The 20,417-nt window shown below is 40.0% G+C and carries 19 protein-coding genes, 1 tRNA gene and 1 pseudogene; 19 read left to right on the forward strand and 2 right to left on the reverse strand.

Annotated elements, in window-relative coordinates:
• Positions 1-87: 87 nt before the first annotated feature.
• From CU053_RS04130 to ftsY, 19 genes and pseudogenes are all read left to right on the forward strand, one after another.
• Positions 88-1,743 (forward strand): GspE/PulE family protein, encoded by a 1,656-nt coding sequence (locus CU053_RS04130; RefSeq protein ID WP_100550877.1) that lies wholly within the window; start codon positions 88-90, stop codon positions 1,741-1,743.
• Positions 1,744-1,782: 39 nt separating this feature from the next.
• The gene (locus CU053_RS04135) at positions 1,783-2,856 is read left to right on the forward strand and encodes a type II secretion system F family protein (protein WP_100550878.1); all 1,074 of its coding nucleotides are present in this window, start codon (positions 1,783-1,785) and stop codon (positions 2,854-2,856) included.
• Between the two features lie 200 nt (positions 2,857-3,056).
• The gene (locus tag CU053_RS04140; RefSeq protein WP_158106995.1) at positions 3,057-3,578 is read left to right on the forward strand and encodes a type 4 pilus major pilin; all 522 of its coding nucleotides are present in this window, start codon (positions 3,057-3,059) and stop codon (positions 3,576-3,578) included.
• Positions 3,579-3,594: 16 nt separating this feature from the next.
• Entirely contained in the window at positions 3,595-4,773 is a 1,179-nt protein-coding gene (locus tag CU053_RS04145; protein WP_100550880.1) for a type II secretion system protein, read from the forward strand.
• Positions 4,774-5,082: 309 nt separating this feature from the next.
• Complete coding sequence (locus CU053_RS04150; RefSeq protein ID WP_100550881.1) at positions 5,083-6,177, forward strand: hypothetical protein; 1,095 nt, start codon at positions 5,083-5,085, stop codon at positions 6,175-6,177.
• A 734-nt stretch (positions 6,178-6,911) separates the two neighbouring features.
• Complete coding sequence (locus CU053_RS04155) at positions 6,912-7,325, forward strand: hypothetical protein (RefSeq protein ID WP_100550882.1); 414 nt, start codon at positions 6,912-6,914, stop codon at positions 7,323-7,325.
• Positions 7,326-7,394: 69 nt separating this feature from the next.
• A complete protein-coding gene (locus CU053_RS04160) occupies positions 7,395-7,904 on the forward strand; it encodes a DotD/TraH family lipoprotein (protein WP_100550883.1) in 510 nt (169 codons plus the stop codon).
• Positions 7,901-8,668, forward strand: a complete 768-nt coding sequence (locus CU053_RS04165) for a type IV secretory system conjugative DNA transfer family protein (protein WP_100550884.1) — start codon at positions 7,901-7,903, stop codon at positions 8,666-8,668. The genes CU053_RS04160 and CU053_RS04165 overlap by 4 nt, the downstream gene beginning before the upstream one ends.
• A complete protein-coding gene (locus CU053_RS04170; RefSeq protein ID WP_233263335.1) occupies positions 8,652-9,794 on the forward strand; it encodes an ATPase, T2SS/T4P/T4SS family in 1,143 nt (380 codons plus the stop codon). The genes CU053_RS04165 and CU053_RS04170 overlap by 17 nt, the downstream gene beginning before the upstream one ends.
• Positions 9,784-10,029 (forward strand): IcmT/TraK family protein, encoded by a 246-nt coding sequence (icmT, locus tag CU053_RS04175; protein ID WP_100550886.1) that lies wholly within the window; start codon positions 9,784-9,786, stop codon positions 10,027-10,029. Before CU053_RS04170 ends, icmT begins: the two co-directional genes overlap by 11 nt.
• A gap of 2 nt (positions 10,030-10,031) precedes the next feature.
• Entirely contained in the window at positions 10,032-11,363 is a 1,332-nt protein-coding gene (locus tag CU053_RS06590; RefSeq protein WP_325063828.1) for a type IV secretory system conjugative DNA transfer family protein, read from the forward strand.
• A gap of 42 nt (positions 11,364-11,405) precedes the next feature.
• A pseudogene (locus CU053_RS06595) lies at positions 11,406-12,374 on the forward strand (TraM recognition domain-containing protein); the annotation flags it as partial.
• On the forward strand, positions 12,352-12,648 hold the full coding sequence (locus CU053_RS04185; RefSeq protein WP_100550887.1) for a hypothetical protein: 297 nt from the start codon (positions 12,352-12,354) through the stop codon (positions 12,646-12,648). The pseudogene CU053_RS06595 and the gene CU053_RS04185, both read left to right, overlap by 23 nt.
• 31 nt (positions 12,649-12,679) lie before the next feature.
• Complete coding sequence (gene icmP / locus CU053_RS04190; RefSeq protein WP_100550888.1) at positions 12,680-13,735, forward strand: type IVB secretion system coupling complex protein DotM/IcmP; 1,056 nt, start codon at positions 12,680-12,682, stop codon at positions 13,733-13,735.
• Positions 13,736-13,768: 33 nt separating this feature from the next.
• A complete protein-coding gene (locus CU053_RS04195) occupies positions 13,769-14,374 on the forward strand; it encodes a gamma carbonic anhydrase family protein (RefSeq protein WP_325063829.1) in 606 nt (201 codons plus the stop codon).
• A 2-nt stretch (positions 14,375-14,376) separates the two neighbouring features.
• On the forward strand, positions 14,377-15,009 hold the full coding sequence (gene lolB / locus CU053_RS04200) for a lipoprotein insertase outer membrane protein LolB (RefSeq protein ID WP_100550889.1): 633 nt from the start codon (positions 14,377-14,379) through the stop codon (positions 15,007-15,009).
• Positions 14,991-15,827: a 4-(cytidine 5'-diphospho)-2-C-methyl-D-erythritol kinase gene (gene ispE / locus CU053_RS04205; RefSeq protein ID WP_100550890.1), complete on the forward strand. Its 837-nt coding sequence runs from the start codon at positions 14,991-14,993 to the stop codon at positions 15,825-15,827. The genes lolB and ispE overlap by 19 nt, the downstream gene beginning before the upstream one ends.
• A gap of 35 nt (positions 15,828-15,862) precedes the next feature.
• Positions 15,863-15,937 (forward strand) — tRNA-Gln (locus CU053_RS04210).
• A gap of 45 nt (positions 15,938-15,982) precedes the next feature.
• Complete coding sequence (ftsY, locus tag CU053_RS04215) at positions 15,983-16,957, forward strand: signal recognition particle-docking protein FtsY (RefSeq protein WP_100550891.1); 975 nt, start codon at positions 15,983-15,985, stop codon at positions 16,955-16,957.
• A 108-nt stretch (positions 16,958-17,065) separates the two neighbouring features.
• Here the strand turns inward: ftsY and CU053_RS04220 are convergent, their stop codons facing one another.
• Together CU053_RS04220 and secA are read right to left on the reverse strand one after the other, a co-directional pair.
• Positions 17,066-17,377, reverse strand: a complete 312-nt coding sequence (locus CU053_RS04220; protein WP_100550892.1) for a helix-turn-helix domain-containing protein — start codon at positions 17,375-17,377, stop codon at positions 17,066-17,068.
• A gap of 301 nt (positions 17,378-17,678) precedes the next feature.
• Positions 17,679-20,381, reverse strand: coding sequence for a preprotein translocase subunit SecA (secA, locus tag CU053_RS04225; RefSeq protein WP_100550893.1), 2,703 nt, complete (start codon positions 20,379-20,381; stop codon positions 17,679-17,681).
• Between the last annotated feature and the right edge of the window lie 36 nt (positions 20,382-20,417).

The raw sequence follows: 20,417 nt of genomic DNA on the forward strand, positions 1-20,417 counted from the left end.
AGGTGTCGATGATGCAATGATTCAACCATATTCAGGACATGAAAGCAGAAAATCATTAGAAATATATTCAAAACTGTCTCTTTCTGATTGCCAGGGAGAATACGAAGAGCAGATAAAATCATTTCCTATCTGAAGTGGCGGCTCAGCGCACGAACCTTAACACATGTCCTGTTTATCAAATCTAAAAAACACTCCGATAGAAATAAAGCCTATATCTTACAATCAGCTCAGGCAAACCCTGATAGTTTGGAGGCTTTATGCCAGTACAAATACGAAATCATTCAAAAGACAGAGTACAAGTATACAAAAACGCATATCGTTTCACCGAATGTTATTCGTCGAGTGTACGAAAATTACAATAAACATAGCAGCCTTTCTCAATCTGACTTGGTTAATTATTTTGATGGTATTTTGACGTCTGCAATTAATCAAAATGCTTCAGATATTCACATTAAAGTAATGCAGGATTCTGCAGATGTATCTTTTCGAGTGCATGGTGAGATTATTCATCATTCACGCCACGATGCAGAACACATGCATAAAATGATACTTTCCGTTTATAACGGTCAAGGCGCCGAGGGACAAAAAGATCAACAATTTGACTTAGGAGAAAAGCAACAAACGATTATTGAAAGACATATAAACAATAGAATGTATCGTATCCGCTTTATGTCTTCTAAAATAGTTGCTGCAAGTAATGATGATTTACACAAGCGATATTATATTGTTGCACTAAGGCTTTTATCATCAGATGCCTCTGCGATTAAAAATATTCATGACTTGGGTTACACCGAAATCCAGTTGGAGTCGTTAAATCGAGTATCATTAGCGCCAAGCGGGGGAATTGTTTTTTCTGGAACCACAGGTTCAGGGAAATCCACCTCTTTGGCAGGTCTGATTATTGAAATATTATCTTACTCAAAGGGTAAGAAAAAAATTATCTCAGTAGAGTCTCCTGTTGAATATGTTATTAATGGAGTTGATCAGTTGGTTGTACATGAGTCTGCGGGGATGAGTGAAGAGGAAATTACTGAAGAATTCAACAAAGCACTAAAGGCATTAATGCGCCTAGATCCCGATATTATTTATTGCAATGAAATAAGAAACAGCACAACAGCTCTATTTTCACAAAAAGCCATACAATCTGGGCACCTATTTTTATCCACCGTTCATGCCCAGTCAGCTTTGGGGGTAATTGAGCGGCTTGCCCGCATAGAGATGGATCTTGATCTACTGTGTAGTATTGGCTTTATTCAACTGGTTGTGCACCAAACATTAATACAAAACTCATGTCAGTATTGCAGCAAAAAAATATCTGATTTAGAAATTACTGAAAAAAACAGTTTAAAACATTTAATTGAAAGGATTGAAAAGGTTGTTGATACCTATTCATTACCCGAAAATAGCCTGCAAAAAATTCGCTTTCGCAATGATTCAGGTTGTAATCAATGCAATCAAACGGGCGTTGCTGGCAGAACGGTTGTTGCGGAGATGTTATTGCCTAATATAGAAATTTTGAAACTCATACGTGAAAAAAGGACGGTTGATGCTTACAACGCTTGGCGAAACCATGGATTTAACACAATTTTAGAACATGCAATAAGCAAACTATTCCATGGAGAGATATGCCCGCTGGCACTAGAAAGTAAATTAGGCTTTATTGACTCAGACATCAACAAAGAAAACTTAACAAAACAAAAATATAAAGAGATTTACAGTAAATTAGTTGGCAGTGATACATGATGAGTGTATTCAATTTATTCAAACAAAGGCAATAACCAAATGAAAACCAAAAGCAAGCATAACTCGCTAAAGCTCTGGTGTTTAAAGCTACAATTTAGTTTGAAACGTCGGCTTGATGTTTATGAATTAATTGAAATGATTCTTAAATCAGGGGTTAGCATTGAGGATAGCCTAAGGCAAATTATTTATAACTATAAAGTCTATGCCCGCTCTTTGCTTGATCCCAATAAATTTATCATAGAAATATTGGAGGATGTGTATTATCGCTATACTCACCTGGGAATAACTTTTGCAGAGGCTTTTTCTCTTTATTTACCAACCGAGGAATTCATGATTTTATGTTCCAGTAAAGATAGCGGCAAGTCCCTCTCAGACGCTAGAGAAATTGGGCAAAAACTCAAGCTGTTAAAACAAATGATTCTAAAAAGCCTAATCAAACCAACTATGTATATCAGTGCCTTGATTGGGATGATGTTATTTGCAAATTTTATATTATTGCCAACCATTATTGATTCAGTTCCTCCTGACATGCTGCCTGAGTTTACCGTTCAGTTTTATTATTTCAACTCATATATTGCCAGGCATCTAAGCATTTTGTGTCTAGGTTTATTATCATGTATCGCCTTGTACAAATATACTGCCCCGCGTGTAACAGGAATCATCCGCTCTGAAGTTTTAGATAAAATCATTCCCTTTTCGACCTATAAGAATCTGCTCGCTGTCAAGTTCATGATAACGCTGGCAGCAATGCTAAGCAACAAGCAGAATTCTGTCGTCCATACACTGAAATTCATCAAAAGTAAAGCAAATTTTTACCTTTCAAGTCATATAGACGAAATGTTGAAGTTTTTACATGCTGGTTGCAATTCGGGTGATGCTCTTGCAAAATCCAGTCTGTTTAGTAGACAGCTGTCTTGCGTTCTTGCCATTTACTCTAATTTAGGAAAGTTTGAGTTTGGCATACAACAGCTTGCTAACGAGTATCTTAATAAACAAACGGCTTCAATTAAGAGAATGTTAAGTTTAGTTGGAACAATCACAATGCTATTAACAGCCGTGTATATCGTTTGTTTTATGTGGGCGATATACGCAATAGGTGTTCATGCTATGTAGCTTGAAAAGAAAAGCTTAGGACCAAATCTCCGCTCAAACAAAATAAGCACTGTCATTCCCGCGAAGGCGGGAATCGAGTTTTCAAATACCCTTAACAATTTCGCGCAGGGTGACGGTGGGCGGGAAGATGGTCAGAGCCAAAAGAAATGAGTTTCAGTCTCAAACAAATAACTTTTATAACATTAAAACAGGAGAAAAAAATGAATATAGTAGAAACAAACACACAAACGGTGTTGGGACAAAAAAACAGTTATCAGCAACAAGGTTATTCGTTGCTTGAGCTGATGATTGTACTTGCAGTGATTGCAGGCTTGGTGGCAATTGCTGTGTTCACGGCTCAGGCGTTGTGGAGTTCCAGCAACAGTGCGAAATTATTTCAAGGACTATCAAACCTGGACCAAAACATTAACATGACATATGGCTCTGACTATTCACGTGTGACCATAGAGAACCTAATTAAGATCAAAGCAATCCCTAAAGAATTAGGGGTTAGCACAGATAACAAAAATATTTTAACTCCATGGGGTGGTACCATAAGTATCGATACTGCTACCGGGAAGTATAGCTTTTCTATTCCCGCGTCAGCCTGCCCCAAAACAGTGCCTTTATTCTTTGGTAACGTAGTCACCTTTGAAATTAATAAGACTGCGGCACCAGCGACGCTAAATGAGGCAATGACAAGCTGTAGTGCCACTCCAAATCTTGCCGTGTCATTTATCTGAGCTTTGCAATACTAAAATGACTTACCAATTAAAGGAAAGACATCGTCTCACATCCAAAACACGTCGTAACAGTGGATTTGTTTTACTTGAAATGGTGATAGCTGTCACCATCGCAGGATTGATGATGATTATGTATTATTGGCATGAGCAAGCCGAAAATCAAAAAATTGAAGCAGCTGATTTGGCTAAAAATATTGTGCAATATACACAAGCTGTTTCTGAATACATTGCTGATTACCCAGGAAAGCTTTCAAAAACAGGAGTCAGTTGGCTGATAGCTGCGCATAGACCACCAACAACAAATGAGTCCTATTTACCTGCAAATTTTACCTTAAATTCACCGTTATGGAGTTACACAGACAACAACATAACAACTAATATTTCAGCAGCCAATACTGCTAATGCTGAAATTCAGGTGACTGGTTTTGCCACTGCACTGTCAGGAGCAATGGTCGCCAAAGCAGCAAGATCCTTATCAGCCAAAGAAAGCAGTCAATTTTCCTATACTTATCTGCCACAAAATGCTCAGATAGATATCCGCTTCATCTCGAAACAAAGTAATTCAGAGACAGACTGGTTAAGCATTACTGGCAAAAACAGTATGGAGTCAAGTTTTAATTTTGATGACTCAAAACCTGACAGTGATCATCAAATGAATAATGTTAGCACCATTAATTTTACGAATAATCATAACTCGATTGGCTCGATCTCAGCAGTAGATGGGCAGCTTTCTATTGGAACTAACAGCAACAAAGTCACTTTAGGCAGTGTTAACTCAACCAATCTATATGCCAATGATATCTACCTGAGCACGTTAAATGGCGAAACTATATCACAAGCAATTCATAATCAAAATCCAGGCAATACGTCAATTAAAACTTTTGATCTTTATTACGAATTCAATCCTGTTATCGCACCAGACACAATAACGTTAGTGTATAGCTTAGACCTCAAAGGTTGCTATGTGGAAAAAGCATACCCAACAATAAATGACTCATCACCTTATTTTGTACTGACTCCTGTATACAAACAAGAGACATCATATAAAAGTGAATACACAGAGAATAATTGGCTAGTTATAACCCTTTCCATTAAGGGGTTACGTTATCACGTGTATACACCTAGATCCAGCACATTTGCAACAGTATATGTCTTTTGTACTCAATCATCTATAACTGTGAATCCCCAAAAATAAACCTAAATCGCTATTTTGAAATAAATATAAAAATATGCTGAGCACTTTGTAATCATATGTACTATCCCCAAGGAAATCGCAATTTATAATGTTATGGTGTTATACACAATACGCCCCTAGGCGCAATACGCCATGCTTGGCGAAGATATCGCCAATACCCACTTCCCTGCCTGGAAATATTCCTGGCAATTAAGGACGATTCGTCCATTTTTAAACGCCTTCATAGAGGTTCCATTTAAAGCGATTACAATCGACAGCGTCCACAAAATAATGTGTACATCAATAAGTAATTAATCAAAGGAGAAATCAATGAAATTTAAGCAGCTTCAACTGTTCATAGCACCTTTATCTATAGCAGTTATAACAGCGAATGTATCTTATGCAAACTACACGCAATCACAAGAAACACCCGTTGATAAAAATATCATTAGCCAGACCTTACAAAGCTTTTCAACGGAAAGTTTATCGGGCAATCCTGAGAGTATTAAACAGTTGACTGCATTTTATAATGCTGCAAAAAGTAAGTCATATATCCATACCATTACGACAGGTATATCGTTTGCCGATTTAATCATTAAGGAATATCCAGTTTACAGTAAGGATGTCAATGTAACAGAAGCCAGTCAACAAACAACAGATGCAGGCAAAGAACTCTATCAAGCGCTGCAAAACATCAATACATTGCCTGTTATGGATCAGCATCTGTTAAATTATAAGAGTGCCTTTGACAAGGCATGGCAGGCGCGCGTTGCATTCTGGAAAAACGAAAACAGCAGCGAGCAGGCACAAGACTTTAATCATTTTGTAAATTACATGATGATTTATGGTTTGGCAAATATCCAAAAGCAAGGTATGGATCATGCCAAGGACAGCTATGTCGAAATTAATGCCATGGCTTATCAGCTGCAGATTGATGCTCAAAGTGCTTACGCTAAAATCAAGCAAAGCGCCATTGACGACATCTATAACGTTACCCCTGAAATTTTAAAGTCAAACATAGCTTTGTTACGTCAAAATGCAACAGCTTCAGGCGTCACGCAGGCTGTTATTGATGTTAATGGCGCGCTGGAATCAGCATTGAACATTAACATACCAATCAAGGTTTTTGGTGTGACAATATTCACCTTGAAATTACCGCAAAGTGTTATTGATTTCGCTCATAATGCCGAAAACAAAACCGGGCTGACCGACAGTTATCAAGCACTGATGTTCATCATGAAAACAGACTTGACAACAATAAGTAATTACGAAGCTATTGCAAAAGCAAGTGATAAAAATGTATTTGCCAAACTGATCGTCTCTCTTGCACAAGCGACCGCTAAACACTTTGCTGTAACACCTGAGCAGGCGTATTGGGCTATTTTGAATCAAATTTCGGTACAGCTTAACGCACATATCCATTAAAAGCACCTGGAATAGAGGACAGATTAAACGGGACGCATTCCAAATTTGTGGACGCTAAATTCCCCTTCACTTGTGAAGGGGTGGACGCACGCCTGACCACTTTAAAGTGGTCAGGCGTGCGGACGGGGTAGTCATTTCATTTGCATCATTTTATCTTTCAGCTGTTGATGCAGATATGCCAAAACTCCTGTCAAATTTTGTTTAATATCAATGTCCAAAATATGAATAATCAACAAGTCAAAACTTTGTCAATAAGCTTCTCGTTTCATATCGTATTTGACCTTAACGTCATGACTAGTCCCATCAATTTCAATGACAACACCTAATAGTCACAATATCATTGATTATATACTACCCCGTCAGCCTCACGCGCAGAGCTTGTGGCGTTCAAAGCTAAAGAAGCAAAACTGTTTGCTTCTTTCGGGCGCTTTTCACCCCCTTCACTTGTGAAGGGGAATTATACCCACCTTAGCCCACAAATTTAGACATTACGTCTGCCATTTGTCAGGAGTATTTGCAAGTGCGAATAATCGCTATAAAATTCTTCGTATTAGAAGAATGTATAAAAGTTGCACCAGCTTCTTGATCTATTCCCCTGGGGGAGCGATCGCATTCGGTAGTAATGCGGGCAAGTGCAGAGGTAAATCAAAATTCCACTTATTTTTCATTCATTACATAGCATTGGAAATTATGTGGGGTTTTGTTGAAAATAAATCAAACGTGGGATAAAACAAATGAGTAAACAAAGAGCAGTGCTAAAAATCTTATTAGGACTCGGTCTGATTCTGTTGGGGGTAGGAATGACTTTTGCCGGAGATGATGGCGGAGGATACTCAAACGGCAATTTTTCCGCCTGGGCTAAAAATCTGGTTAATGTGATTGGGGAAGTCGAATCGTTTATTCAAATAGTGGCAACTTTAGCAGGGATGTGGTTTGTCTTTTCGGGGTTGAATCTTTTCAGAAAACACCATACCTCGCAAGGTGCGCAAGGGGAGCATGTTAAAAACGGCATTGCCCATATGATGATTGGGGTATTTTTAATGTGTTTGGTGCCTGCCATTCAAATGATACAAAGTACTATCATGTCTGGCGCTGGAGAAAGTAAGGCACAAAAAGTGTTTGAAGTAAAATCAGACAACTTCCAATAATGTGATATGAAACTCATATAAATGCGGGCAGATTCAGTTACTTAATTTACCTAAAATGAGCAAATAGTAATGATAAAAATTAAATCATGTTACAAAAATTCGATATCTACCTTAATCTGTCTGTGTCTTTTAGTTTCAATATCAGGCTGCGCGAGTGATCAGACTGTAACTGGTAAAACTGACTATGAACAACTTCTTTTGCAAGAAATTAATGATTCAAGTCAGGGCATTAGCCATAGTCTACGCGAGCTAAACGCGCTAGCAAATCCCTATAATGTGAAAATTGATTTACCTTTTACTGAGATAAAAGATAGTGCATTACAAAAACGGGCTAAATTAAGCTGGTATGGCGATATAGAACCTTTATTGAGGCAGGCTGCCTCCATGATTGGTTACCAGTTTCAAGTATATGGTCAAAAACCAGCGCTCCCCGTATTGATACAGATAGGTTCACCAGAATATCCAATGATAGGAAGCATAAGGTATATTTTGCAGAATATTCAGATTCAAGCCAGGTCCGAAGCGTATATTTATATAGATAGTGAGCGTAAACTCTTAAGCGTGAGGTATACAGCATGATATATGCCCCGCCTGCAGAATATAGCTTGAATGATTTAAAAAATATTAATCAGATAGTACAACAAACCGGTCAAACTGAAAGCCTGACTGTCAGGCAGGAAGCAATTCAAGAAGCGGCAACGGTACTTGGTGCTCAAGCTGGGTTAAGATCGATAAGTGATCGGATTGATAAATTTCTAGAAAGTCGAGTAGCTGTGCTGGATACCATTTATAATTTTAATCAATTATTACTCCCTCATCATATTTTGCCACCAGTAATCTCTGCCAACTACAATACGAGCACTCTCGCAGAAAACAGTTTAAGCTTAAGCATTAATGGCGAGGCATACCATATTGTTAAGCCTGCAAAATTTGTTGTTACCCCTCCCACCTGGCGTGATTATCTGTTTATGAGTTATGCTAAGCCCAGGCTCCCCGATCCCGGTTTATTACCCAAAAACAATGAAGAGCAGCAGATATGGGATAAAGCGATTGAGTCAGCCTGGCAAGATGGTGTTAAGCAGGGCATGTCCATTTTTCAAACTAACATGCATTACTTGACACGTGATTTTCAGGGAATGCTGCTATTTAAGCAAATGATTATAAAAGGCATGATTACAATGCCTCAAGTATCCATAAAGCAATATGGTGTCACGGGGGATAACAGTAATCTGGTCATAGATAATAAGTTGTGGAAATTAAATCAGAACGCTCAGTTTAACTTAAATGCCACTCAATGGCAGCCAGTGTTAGCAGATGAGGTGGCTAATGGAACAGGCAAGTAAGTCAACGACCCCACAAAATAACTATGTTAACCCTGCTTTTTATACGCAGTCCGATGTAGATGAGCTTTTAATTTATTGCCAGTCATTGTCTGTATCAGATGTGACGCTTCACCCTGGAAAACATGTCCTGGTAGATAAAGATGGTTGTCTATTTGCACTTGGCACTCGTTTATTATCCGCAAAAGATGTCGAAGATATGGCAAGGTTCTTATATGGCGATAATGCAGTAGCGTTAGCCTTGAGTGGTAAAGATCTGGATATAGGTTATTCTCTGACGAACTGTGGCAGCTTTATAGATCAGCGTTACCGAGTGAATATAACCGCTTGTCATTATCGTTCTGGCGTATATAGTGTGGAGATTTCCATACGATTAATCAGTGCCAATCCACCCGCTCTAGAGCGTATTAGTGTAAGTCACGAATTGTACGAAGCATTTACAATTTCACAAGGCATTGCACTGGTTTGTGGTGCTACTGGATCAGGAAAAACTTCATTGCTCGCGGCTGTTGTCCAAGAGCGATTACAATCCAGACATAAGTCATTAAAAGTATTGACGTACGAATCCCCTGTCGAATACTTATATCGCACCAATGAAGATATATCTTCGGTGGTCAGTCAAACTGAAATTCCTCGCTACTTGCCAGGCTTTGCTCAAGGTGTGCGTAATGCTTTACGACGTAAGCCCGATTTGATTCTGGTAGGAGAATGCAGGGACCTGGAAACCATGGACGCCGTCATTGAAGCAGCTTTAACGGGGCACCCGGTGTATACCACACTTCACTCAAATGGGGTGGTTGATACAATAAAAAGAATTTTAAACCTGTTTCCTTATGAACAAAGGCAATCAGGCGTTGATAATTTTTTGTCTGTCATTCGCTTAGTGGTCTGGCAAGTCCTGGTGCCTTGTTTACAAGGAGGGAGAATTGCGCTAAGAGAGTACTTAAAATTCGGGTCTGATATCAGAAAAAAATTATTGGCTGAGGACCCGGATAAGCTCAGCCACAGCCTGGATCATATTTTTAAAGCTGAGGGTTTAACGTTACAGCAAAGTGCTAAACTGGCGCTTGATGCTAATCAGATTTCTCCAGAAACTTATCACGAGGTTTTAAGAAATTATGCGAATTAATACAGTGACGCATTGGCGTGATTCAAGTCGAGTTCCACGGTTATTTTTCATTGACGCGCGCGTGTTTATTGTTATTGCCGTGTCATTTTTTTATTTCAGGGTATGGACATTATCGTTAGATATTATTTTGATTATTTTTTTCGTTGTTCTGTATAAACTTCGCATCACACTGACTGTATTTACGCGTGTACTGCGTACGCTGTTATTAGGCAAGCAAAGAATTAAGTTAAAATAATCATGTCGAAAAAAGCATTCAGGGGATTACAGAGAAGCCAGGAGGCAAGCCCGGATAAGAGTATTCGAGATGTTCGTCCGCTGAGCTTAAGGTTACATGACTTTATCCTGGACAGAACCTCTGGTTGCGCCTTAATGACCATGTTGACGGTTTGTTTATATCTTTTCCCTCTGGTAAATGATGCTTTGTTCGTCTTGATCCTGTTTTTATTCTCATACAGCTTTTGGCAGCGCCCAGTTTTGCCATTCAAACTGCCAATAGGCTCCAAGTTCAAAGATAAGAATGATTTGACCCCTGGGACAAAGAAACCAGGTTTTGCCCAAGGTATTTATTATTTTGGTAATGATATTAATACTGAGCATGAATTGTGGTTTTCAAATGATGACATGCGCACACATGCACTTATATTTGGCTCAACAGGCAGTGGTAAAACAGAAGCATTAATTTCTATGGCTTATAATTCGCTCGTTAGAGGCAGTGGCTTAATTTATGTTGATGGTAAAGGGGATAACGCGCTTTATGCAAAGATTTTTTCTGTTGCCAGAAACCTTGGCAGAGAAGATGACCTTTTGGTTATTAATTTTATGACAGGTGGTCAGGATATTATTGGTAAACAAAAAGATATTACCTCAAATACCCTCAATCCCTTTGCCGCAGGCTCTTCAAGCATGTTATCACAGCTTGTTGTCAGTCTGATGGGATCATCATCCAGTAGTAGTGATGGCGATATGTGGAAGGGAAGAGCAATTTCTTTTGTAGAAGCCCTGATGAGGGTCCTGGTTTATTTGCGTGACCAGGGTTATTATCAGCTGGATGCAAGTTTAATACGTAAATATTTTGTATTAGATGTTTTAGAAGATTTACTCGAGAAGGGTCAGGTAATTGACCAGTATAATAATATCACCCTGCTTAAAGAACAGTTCCCCTTTTCAGTCACCGACCCATTATATAACTATTTAGCAACATTACCCGGTTATCAAAAGAAAAATGTAGGCAAGCAATCTGATAAAACGTATGAACAGCACGGGTATATCACAATGCAATTAACCCGTATTTTTGGTTCTCTGGCAGATGTTTATGCCTATATTATGCGTACAGATCTGGCGGAAGTAGATTTTGAAGACGTCATCTTAAATAGACGAATTTTAGTTGTGCTACTGCCAGCTTTAGAGAAAGCTCCTGATGAGCTTGCCAATTTAGGAAAGCTTATTATTGCGAGCTTAAAAACAATGCTGGCTTCTGGTTTAGGCAATAAATTACAAGGCAGTTACAAAGAGGTTATCGATGCTAAGCCATCTAATGCCAGGGAGCCTTTTTTGTGTGTACTGGATTAATATGGGTATTATGCTGTTGAAGGGTTTGCTGTCGTTCCTGCACAGGCCAGATCTTTGGGATTTTCAGTTATTTTTGCGGGGCAGGATTTGCCTGCCTTCCAAAAAGCATCAAAAGAAGAAGCTGCATCGATTTTTGCGAATACCAACATTAAAGTATGTATGAAGCTGGAGGATCCAACAGAAACATGGGATTTTTTTAGTAAGACTGCAGGAGAAGCCTATGTGACAGTTGCCCGTAGTTACAACATGGGCAATGATGGAAATGCTTTTGGCTATAAAGACACCAGAGAAGCAGGGATTGAAAAACGTGCCCGAATTGATCTTATGGACTTAAAAGAACAGGCGCCAGGGGAGGCTCATATTTTCTTTAAATCAACTATTGTAAGAGCAAAAATGTTTTATGCTAATCCTCCGAAATCAAAGCAGTTGCGTGTTAATCAGTTTATTAAAAATGTGCCCGTGGCAATTAATAAAGTAGATTTGCTTAAGTTAAGTTATAGCGGGGGAGTTAAACTTTCCAAGCCACCCAAGCCTTTGGAGCTTTCACCTGATTTAGTGGCCATTTCTGAACTGGCAAAGCTCTCGGCAATTGAAGATCTGCAAACTGAATATATGAATTATATGCGGGAAGGTAAGCAAAATCTGAATAATATCGTTAGCAAGATTAAGGCGCAGCTTTTAATTCAATTGCACAACTATCAAAATAGTTTACTGTTTTTGCACGTGGATCCGGCGCACAGGGCATCAAATCCATTTAATGACCTTAACTATAACGAGTCAGTGATCGATGAAGATATGATGATTCAAGTTATGTATAAAGTGGGTATTAACTCAAACTATGTGCCACAACGGATATTTGCAGAGATTTTACAGCTGTATCAACTTTTACTTAAGCCAACAGCATTCAATGTCTCAGATCAAAGTAAAGAGACAAAGACCATTAAGCTAAAATTAGAATCGTTTAGCCAGCGTTTTGGAGGAGAGATAAATGAATCTGACTACAATTATTAATAAATGGGTTGAAAACACAAAGTTCGGAGTCACCCGCGATGGCAAGAACATTTCTGCTCAAGAGCTCGCGTCAAATGCTCAGTTGCTTGAGTCTGTTTTTGCGTCAGTTGAAGCAAAATTATATCATTTGTGTGAATCAGATTTTAAAGTTCAGCACAAAAATAATGCGTGGGTTATACAGTCTGAAAAATTATCAGATCAATTTCTAATTATATCAATGGCAATAAGAGAATTAAGCCAGCTGGAAAACGCAAATGGCGTGATTGAATTATGATAAAAACACAGTAGCCAGAGGTAGATAATTTATGTCTCAATCCAATCACAACGCCGAGGGCAGCGAAATGACCATTATCTATATTATTGTGGTCATCCTGATTGCCTTGCTGCTGACCTATTACCTTTTCAAGGCTCAAATATTAGCAGTGTTATTTCAATGGAAGTTTTATGAATTAAAAACCATTGCTGCTTTTGTGCCCAAATATAAGAAAGTGATTGACTGGGTATTAACGATAAATCATGATCAGGTTACCTTAAAAAATATTTATTATCTGTGTATCGATATTGGTGTTGCATTAAGATATCCTCTCGTTCTCCTCAGTGCCGCTATGGTGATAATACTATACCGTTACCACCCCCAGTCTTACTATCAAAAACCCCATAATATGAAAACTCTGACTGAGTTTACTGGTGAGTATAACCCGATGGCTTTATCCGTTATTAATCTGCAATTGTCACAAATGGAACTGACTTCTGGTGCCTGGTCGATGGGATTATCTCCATTTGAGTTTGTAAGAAAAAATCGATTAATTTCCGAGCATAAGAAGCTTGATAGGAATAAAACATATCAGTTATTTTTAAAGCAATTAGGTGACAAATGGTCAACGTTAGGAAGACTTAATTTTTGTCAGTCAGCAATACTGGCTGCTTGTTGTACTTATATCGTTGGTGACAGGAAGCAGGCGGAGAGCTTTGTAAAAGGTATCGCAACCGTTGTGAAGAATGGCAAGGTGACCACACAGCAAAAAAGTCAGTTAATCCATAGTATTAAAGCTTTGGTTGCGCAACATTATAAACATGAAACAATTCAGACCATCGTGTCGCAACATGCGTACATCAATACAGTCATAGCCGCCCTGCTACAAGAAGCAAAAGCTGGCGGAATCGTTCCTCCTTCGTTGTTTTTATGGATAAAACCATTAGATAGAACACTGTGGTATATCATTAATAATCTTGGCAGAAAGTCAGTTTTTATCGAGGCTGCTGCTGTGAGCATGCATTTTAATAATGAAAGACGAGTTGGAGAGAAAATTGAATATCCTGCGATTGAGCAGCTGGTTACCGAGCTTGAGAGCTTGATTTAAGTTTAGGCTTAAGTCCAGTTGTGGTCAGACAGTTTGTCTAAGTCAGCATGCTTATGTTATATTGCCTGCTCCTATCCCAAAATAGAAGAAGATAGCATTATGCCTGTGCGTAAATTTAACGGTAAAGCTCCCCAGATCGCCGATGATGTATTTGTTGACCCAATGGCAACGCTGACGGGTGATGTCAACATTGGCAGCATGAGCTCCATCTGGCCCCATGTCAGCATTCGTGGGGACTTGCTCAACATTACTATCGGCAGCAAAACCAATATTCAGGATAACTCGGTTATTCACACCACACAGTTCTTTGATAATCCAGGGCATGGGTTTAATGTACGCATTGGTGATGAGGTTACGATTGGGCATGGTGCCGTTATTCATGGCTGCCATATTGGCAATCGCGTACTCATTGGCATGGGGGCGATCATTCTTGATGGCGCAACCATTGAAGATGATGTGATCGTGGGAGCGGGATCCGTTGTTGCACCTGGAAAACATCTTGAATCAGGATTCTTATATGTTGGTTCTCCTGCCAAACAGGCAAGACTACTCAAAGACAACGAAAAATCCTACATTAGAGCCAATGCACAAAATTACTATGAAGTGATGCAGCAACATAAAAAGGAGTTTGGTTTATAGTGATGCTTACACTAAAAATGATACTGCGTTTTCTATTCATTACAGTTGTTTTATTGACAGGTGCCTGCACTACCATCAGCACGCCTAAATCCCCCCTCACTCCCACAAATCAGCCACAGATACAATGGCAGGCTTATCAGAAAAATCTAGCCAGCCTTAACCATTGGCAAGCCTCTGGCGTCATTGGAATCATCATCGATCAAAGAGGTGAATCGGCTAATTTTATTTGGAAACAAAACAACGATAATTTTTGGATACAAATCTATGGACCCTTGGGCATGGGAGCCACGATTTTTTCTGGTAATCAACAGCAGGTAAAGCTTGTGCGTAGTAACAAAAAAACGATACAAGCCCAGGACTTAAAAAGCTTAATGCAATCACAACTGGGTTGGAGTCTACCACTTGATGGGCTTTATTATTGGGCTCGTGGGCTTTTTATTCCTCAACTTCCATATCAAAACACCTTTAATGATTACGGATTGATAAAAACCCTGTCACAACAAGGCTGGAAAATCCAATACAGTCATTACATGCTGTATGATGCTAAATACCCACTTGCTGAAAAAATGATATTTCGCTATGGTGATGACCTGAAAATTACACTGATCATCAAGTCATGGCTTTTGAACCCGTAACCTATCCTGCTTATGCCAAAGTTAATCTATTTTTACACATCCTCGGCAAACGCGATGATGGCTATCACAATTTACAAACCTGGTTTCAATTTATTGATCTGAAAGATTTTTTACATTTCTCAAGAAGGCGGGATGATCAGATCAGGCTCTCGAGCAATATAAGCATCGCACAAGATGAAGATAATCTTGTCTATAAAGCAGCGCAAGCCTTAAAACCTTATGCGCAACACTGTTTAGGTCTTGATGTTCATATTGATAAACATATCCCGATGGGAGCTGGTCTTGGGGGGGGAAGCAGTAATGCTGCGACTACGCTCATTGCATTGAATACACTTTGGCATTGTCACTTATCCAGTGAGAAGCTGCGTGCAATCGGACAAAGCCTGGGGGCTGATGTGCCGATTTTTATCTATCAAAAAGCCGCCTGGGCTGAAGGCATCGGTGAGACTCTAACAGCAAAAGCCTATCTTGAGCAGTACGCACTTATCATTAAACCTGACTTCCATGCAAGCACCGCAGTATTGTTTAATCATCCAGAGCTGAACAGGCATCAAACACCACTAGATCAATCAAGCGTTGCCAATCCGCTGCTATATGAGAATGTGTTTCTTGAGCTGATTATTAAACTGTATCCCAAAGTCTGGAATGAACTGCAAAGCTTACCCAATGCAGATGACCTGAGATTAACGGGAACCGGGGCTTGTTTTTATCTTCTTAGCACAGATTACAACCTGCTTTTGCGAAATCAGAAAAAGTTAAAAAAAGGTGTTGACAGCTGGATAGTGAAAACATTAAACTTTGCACCTGTCGAGCGATGACAACCCATTAACCAAGCGGGTTTCACTATCAACATTGGGCTGTCGCCAAGCGGTAAGGCAACGGGTTTTGATCCCGTCATACCTAGGTTCGAATCCTAGCAGCCCAGCCATAATAATCACCCCAGATTCCACGCAAGCCTCGGTCGTGAAAGCCAATGAATGTATACAAAGCAGTTGCTACCTCAACAACAGAACAAAGCAATGAAAAACGTGGTGTTTTTACACGCTTAAAAGAGGGACTTAAAAAAACACGCAGTAAACTCAGTGCTGGCATTGGGGATCTGTTATTGGGTAAAAAAATCATCGATGATGATTTGATCAATGAGATTGAAATGCAGCTTTTAACCGCTGACATTGGCGTTGAAGCCACTCAAGAAATCATCGAAACTGTGCGCAGCAAGGTCAGTCGCCACGAACTGCAAACGATGGAGGCTTTGATTGAGCTTTTAAAGCAAAAACTTAAAGAGATTATTGCACCGTGTCAAGCCCCATTAATCATTGACACAAAACATAAGCCTTATGTGGTTTTAATGGTTGGAATCAATGGTGCAGGTAAAACAACCACCATCGGTAAGCTTGCCAAGAAATTCCAGAGTGAAGGCAAGTCCGTCATGCTCGCTGCAGGAGATACCTTTCGTGCTGCTGCCGTTGAACAGCTTAAGGTTTGGGGAGAACGCAATCATATTCCTGTGATTGCACAGCACACAGGGGCAGACAGTGCCTCGGTTATTTTTGATACCATACAGGCCGCTAAATCACGAGAAATTGATGTCGTCATTGCCGATACCGCAGGACGCTTACACACTAAAGATAATCTTATGGAAGAACTTAAGAAAGTCGCACGGGTCATGAAGAAGCTTGACAATAGCGCACCACATGAAGTGATGCTTATGCTTGACGCAGGCACAGGACAAAATGCGATTACGCAGGCAGAAGTGTTTAACAAGATTTTAGCCGTCACGGGCATTACCTTAACCAAAATGGATGGCACGGCGAAAGGTGGAGTTATCTTTGCCATTGCCAAAAAGCTTGCCCTACCGATTCGCTTTATTGGCATTGGTGAAAAAATAGACGACCTTCGCACCTTCAATGCTGATGATTTTATCGATGCGTTGTTTACTCAAGACTAGCCAGGCATCCCCACTTATTCTGTATAACCCAGTGCACCTAGCGTAAATCATTTCACGACGAGTATACCAAAGTCAGCAAAGGGCAAATTATCAAACACGAATAAAAAATTATTTTAACGGAGACTCTTCTTCACTATCCAGCATATTATATTGCTCAAGCTTCTTGCGAAATGTTCCGCGATTAAGCCCCAGAATACGTGCAGAACGACTCTGGTTGCCACCAGTGAAGGCCATGGTTGCTTCCAGTAAAGGACACTCGGTTTCTTCCATGAGAAGCTCATACACAGATTCAGGACTCAGTCCCTCTTGCGCCACCATCCTGTAGTAGTGCTGTACTCGCTTACGCACCACCTCTCGCAATGGAAAAGTCTCCGCTGAGTCGCCATTTGGTTTTAATTTATAATGCATTGTTGCAGCCATAATCGTTTCCCTCTATTTTGAAACATTGTTCATTAGCTATTGGTTAATATCCGGCAAAAGATTAATTGATTTAGCACCTAATAACAATAGCTTCACCGCTAAAAATTATTGTTTACGTGCAAAAAAATAATAAATTGATTAATACCTTTATGCCAATGACCCTACCTTAAGCATTTTACTACCCCGCCTCGCAAGTGAAGGGGAGTTTTGCAGCCCCATTGTTGATAGAAGCAAGTCCTGCAAGGTCAACTGATTTAATATACTACCCCAAACTGTCTTGACAGTTTGGGGTAGTATATTATTAAGCTAAAGCGCCATGACATTGTTTGTATTTCTTACCAGAACCACAAGGGCATGGATCATTCCGCTTAACCTTTGCTGTATCGCGTACAAATGGTTGATGTGCAGAGAGTGCCTTTTCTTCCTCCTCACTGGATGAGGCACTACCACTTAAAACATCTTCATGCTGTGCTTCGATGTTTCTAATGGAATTTTTCCATTCTTCTTCCATTCGTTGAGCTTCTTCTGGCGCTTGAATTCTAATTTTTGCCAAATTGGAAATGACTTCATATTTAAAGTTATCCAGCATGCTTGAGAACAACGCAAAGGATTCTTTTTTATATTCATTTTTTGGATCTTTCTGCGCATATCCTCGCAGATTAATACTGTTGCGCAGGTGATCCATCGCATTTAGATGCTCCCGCCAATGGGTATCCAGTGCCTGCATTAAACTGATTTTTTCAAACTGTCTGATTGATTTCTCATCTAGCTTTTCGGTTTTCTGCTGATATTCATCCACAATCGACTTGATAACAATTTCTTTTAGGCGTCCTTCATGCAAATGATCATCCTCTCCTAGCAGCTTCTGCAAGTTCAATGAAATCGCAAAGTCTCCCAGCAATGCTTTTTCCAAGCCTTCCAGATCCCACTGCTCTTCCATAGAACCCGCAGGAACATGATCATGAAACAGTTTCTCTGCCACATCGTAACGCATGTTATTAATGATTTCAGAAACATCATCCCGACCCAACAGCTCTTCTCGCTGCTTGTAGATAACCAGACGCTGCTCGTTCGCCACATTATCATATTCAAGTAAGTTTTTACGAATATCAAAATGATACTGCTCAACTTTAGCCTGTGCTTTGGCAATAAATCGCGTCATCATTCCAAACTGGATTGACTCACCACCAGATAACGCTTTCTTCATGCGATTTGCTAAAGTCTCAGAAGCAAAAATCCGTAAGAGATTATCATCCATCGACAAATAAAAACGACTCTCCCCTGGATCACCCTGGCGAGCCGCGCGCCCTCTTAACTGGTTATCCACACGACGGGAATCATGACGCTCAGAACCTAAAATACATAGCCCACCCGCTTCAATGACCTGTTGGTTACGCTTTTTCCATGCAGCTTTTATCTCATCGATTTGCGTTTGCGCTGGCTCTTCAAGCGCTGCGATTTCCGCCTCCCAATTTCCCCCTAGAATAATATCCGTACCACGACCTGCCATGTTGGTTGCGATAGTCACATTCCCAGGATATCCTGCCTGAGCAATAATCGCAGCTTCACGGGCATGCTGTTTTGCGTTTAATACCTCATGATTGATTTTTTTCTTTCGCAACAGTGTTGACAAAATCTCCGAAGTCTCAATCGATGCGGTCCCAACGAGTATTGGCTGACCTTTTTCGACACGCTCCTTAATATCCTCAACGATTGCCAAAAATTTATCTTTCTGATCCCCAAAAATGCAATCATGATGATCCTGGCGTTGCGATGGTCTATTAGTGGGAATCACAACCACTTCTAAACCGTAGATTTCATGAAACTCAAACGCCTCGGTATCTGCCGTTCCCGTCATCCCTGATAACTTATTGTAAAGCTTAAAGAAATTTTGAAATGTGATGGATGCCAGGGTCTGGTTTTCCCCTTGAATTCTTACCCCTTCTTTAGCCTCAATCGCTTGATGCAAACCATCTGACCAGCGCCGCCCCTCCATTGCGCGCCCAGTGTTTTCATCAATAATAATCACTTCCTGGTCACGAATAATGTAATCAACATTCTTTTGATATAAACTTCGTGCACGTAGGCACGCATTTAAGTAGTGCATTTTTGTTACATGTTGCGGTGAATATAAGTTATCCCCCTCATTAAGTACCCCTTCTTTGATCAGGGATTCCTCGATTTTTGTGTGACCTTCATCGGTCAAATAAGCCTGTTTTGACTTTTCATCCAGATAAAAATCACCATTACCTGCCTCCTTATCGGACTGTTTTACCAGGGTTGGAACTAAGCGATTAAAAAGCAGATACATATCCGAACTATCTTCAGAGGCGCCAGAAATAATAAGCGGAGTTCTTGCTTCATCGATCAAGATGGAATCTAATTCATCAATAACCACGAAATTGCGACTTCTTTGCACCTGCTCTGCTTTGCTAAATGCCATATTATCGCGCAGGTAATCAAAGCCAAATTCGTTGTTAGTACCATACGTAATGTCACAAGCATATGCAGCTCGGCGCTGATCAGGGGATAAATTAGCAATAATGACACCTGTTGTCATTCCCAAAAAGCCATAAATTTGTCCCATAATTTCGGCATCACGTGATGCCAGATAATCGTTCACCGTAATAACGTGTACCCCTTTGCCCGTCAAGGCATTCAGATAAACAGGTAAAGTTGCTACCAGCGTTTTACCTTCACCTGTGCGCATCTCAGCAATTTTCCCAGAATGCAGCACCATCCCCCCAATAAGCTGCACATCATAGTGACGCATACCCTTGACACGCTTTGCCGCCTCTCTGACCACAGCAAAAGCTTCTGGCAGCAGCTGATCCACGGTTGACCCATTATTTAAACGTTCCTTGAATTCGTCTGTTTTTGCTCTTAAGGCGTCATCACTTAGCTTCTCAACTTCAGGTTCCAGTTCGTTAATTTTATTGACTGTTTTTTGCATTTTTTTAATCAAGCGGTCATTGCGACTGCCAAATAGCTTTCTTATAATCATCGATGTCTCAGATAGGGCTTTTCCACACAACTGGTT

Source organism: Caedibacter taeniospiralis (assembly GCF_002803295.2).
Classification (GTDB): domain Bacteria; phylum Pseudomonadota; class Gammaproteobacteria; order Francisellales; family Francisellaceae; genus Caedibacter; species Caedibacter taeniospiralis.

Bases quoted from the DNA above. Each gene is read 5' to 3' on its own strand.
- CU053_RS04135 (WP_100550878.1), top strand. From the start codon at position 1,783: ATGAAAACCAAAAGCAAGCATAACTCGCTAAAGCTCTGGTGTTTAAAG.
- CU053_RS04140 (WP_158106995.1), top strand. From the start codon at position 3,057: ATGAATATAGTAGAAACAAACACACAAACGGTGTTGGGACAAAAAAAC.
- CU053_RS04145 (WP_100550880.1), top strand. From the start codon at position 3,595: ATGACTTACCAATTAAAGGAAAGACATCGTCTCACATCCAAAACACGT.
- CU053_RS04150 (WP_100550881.1), top strand. From the start codon at position 5,083: ATGAAATTTAAGCAGCTTCAACTGTTCATAGCACCTTTATCTATAGCA.
- CU053_RS04155 (WP_100550882.1), top strand. From the start codon at position 6,912: ATGAGTAAACAAAGAGCAGTGCTAAAAATCTTATTAGGACTCGGTCTG.
- CU053_RS04160 (WP_100550883.1), top strand. From the start codon at position 7,395: ATGATAAAAATTAAATCATGTTACAAAAATTCGATATCTACCTTAATC.
- CU053_RS04165 (WP_100550884.1), top strand. From the start codon at position 7,901: ATGATATATGCCCCGCCTGCAGAATATAGCTTGAATGATTTAAAAAAT.
- CU053_RS04170 (WP_233263335.1), top strand. From the start codon at position 8,652: ATGGAACAGGCAAGTAAGTCAACGACCCCACAAAATAACTATGTTAAC.
- icmT (WP_100550886.1), top strand. From the start codon at position 9,784: ATGCGAATTAATACAGTGACGCATTGGCGTGATTCAAGTCGAGTTCCA.
- CU053_RS06590 (WP_325063828.1), top strand. From the start codon at position 10,032: ATGTCGAAAAAAGCATTCAGGGGATTACAGAGAAGCCAGGAGGCAAGC.
- CU053_RS04185 (WP_100550887.1), top strand. From the start codon at position 12,352: ATGAATCTGACTACAATTATTAATAAATGGGTTGAAAACACAAAGTTC.
- icmP (WP_100550888.1), top strand. From the start codon at position 12,680: ATGTCTCAATCCAATCACAACGCCGAGGGCAGCGAAATGACCATTATC.
- lolB (WP_100550889.1), top strand. From the start codon at position 14,377: ATGCTTACACTAAAAATGATACTGCGTTTTCTATTCATTACAGTTGTT.
- ispE (WP_100550890.1), top strand. From the start codon at position 14,991: ATGGCTTTTGAACCCGTAACCTATCCTGCTTATGCCAAAGTTAATCTA.
- ftsY (WP_100550891.1), top strand. From the start codon at position 15,983: ATGAATGTATACAAAGCAGTTGCTACCTCAACAACAGAACAAAGCAAT.
- CU053_RS04220 (WP_100550892.1), bottom strand. From the start codon at position 17,377: ATGGCTGCAACAATGCATTATAAATTAAAACCAAATGGCGACTCAGCG.
- secA (WP_100550893.1), bottom strand. From the start codon at position 20,381: ATGATTATAAGAAAGCTATTTGGCAGTCGCAATGACCGCTTGATTAAA.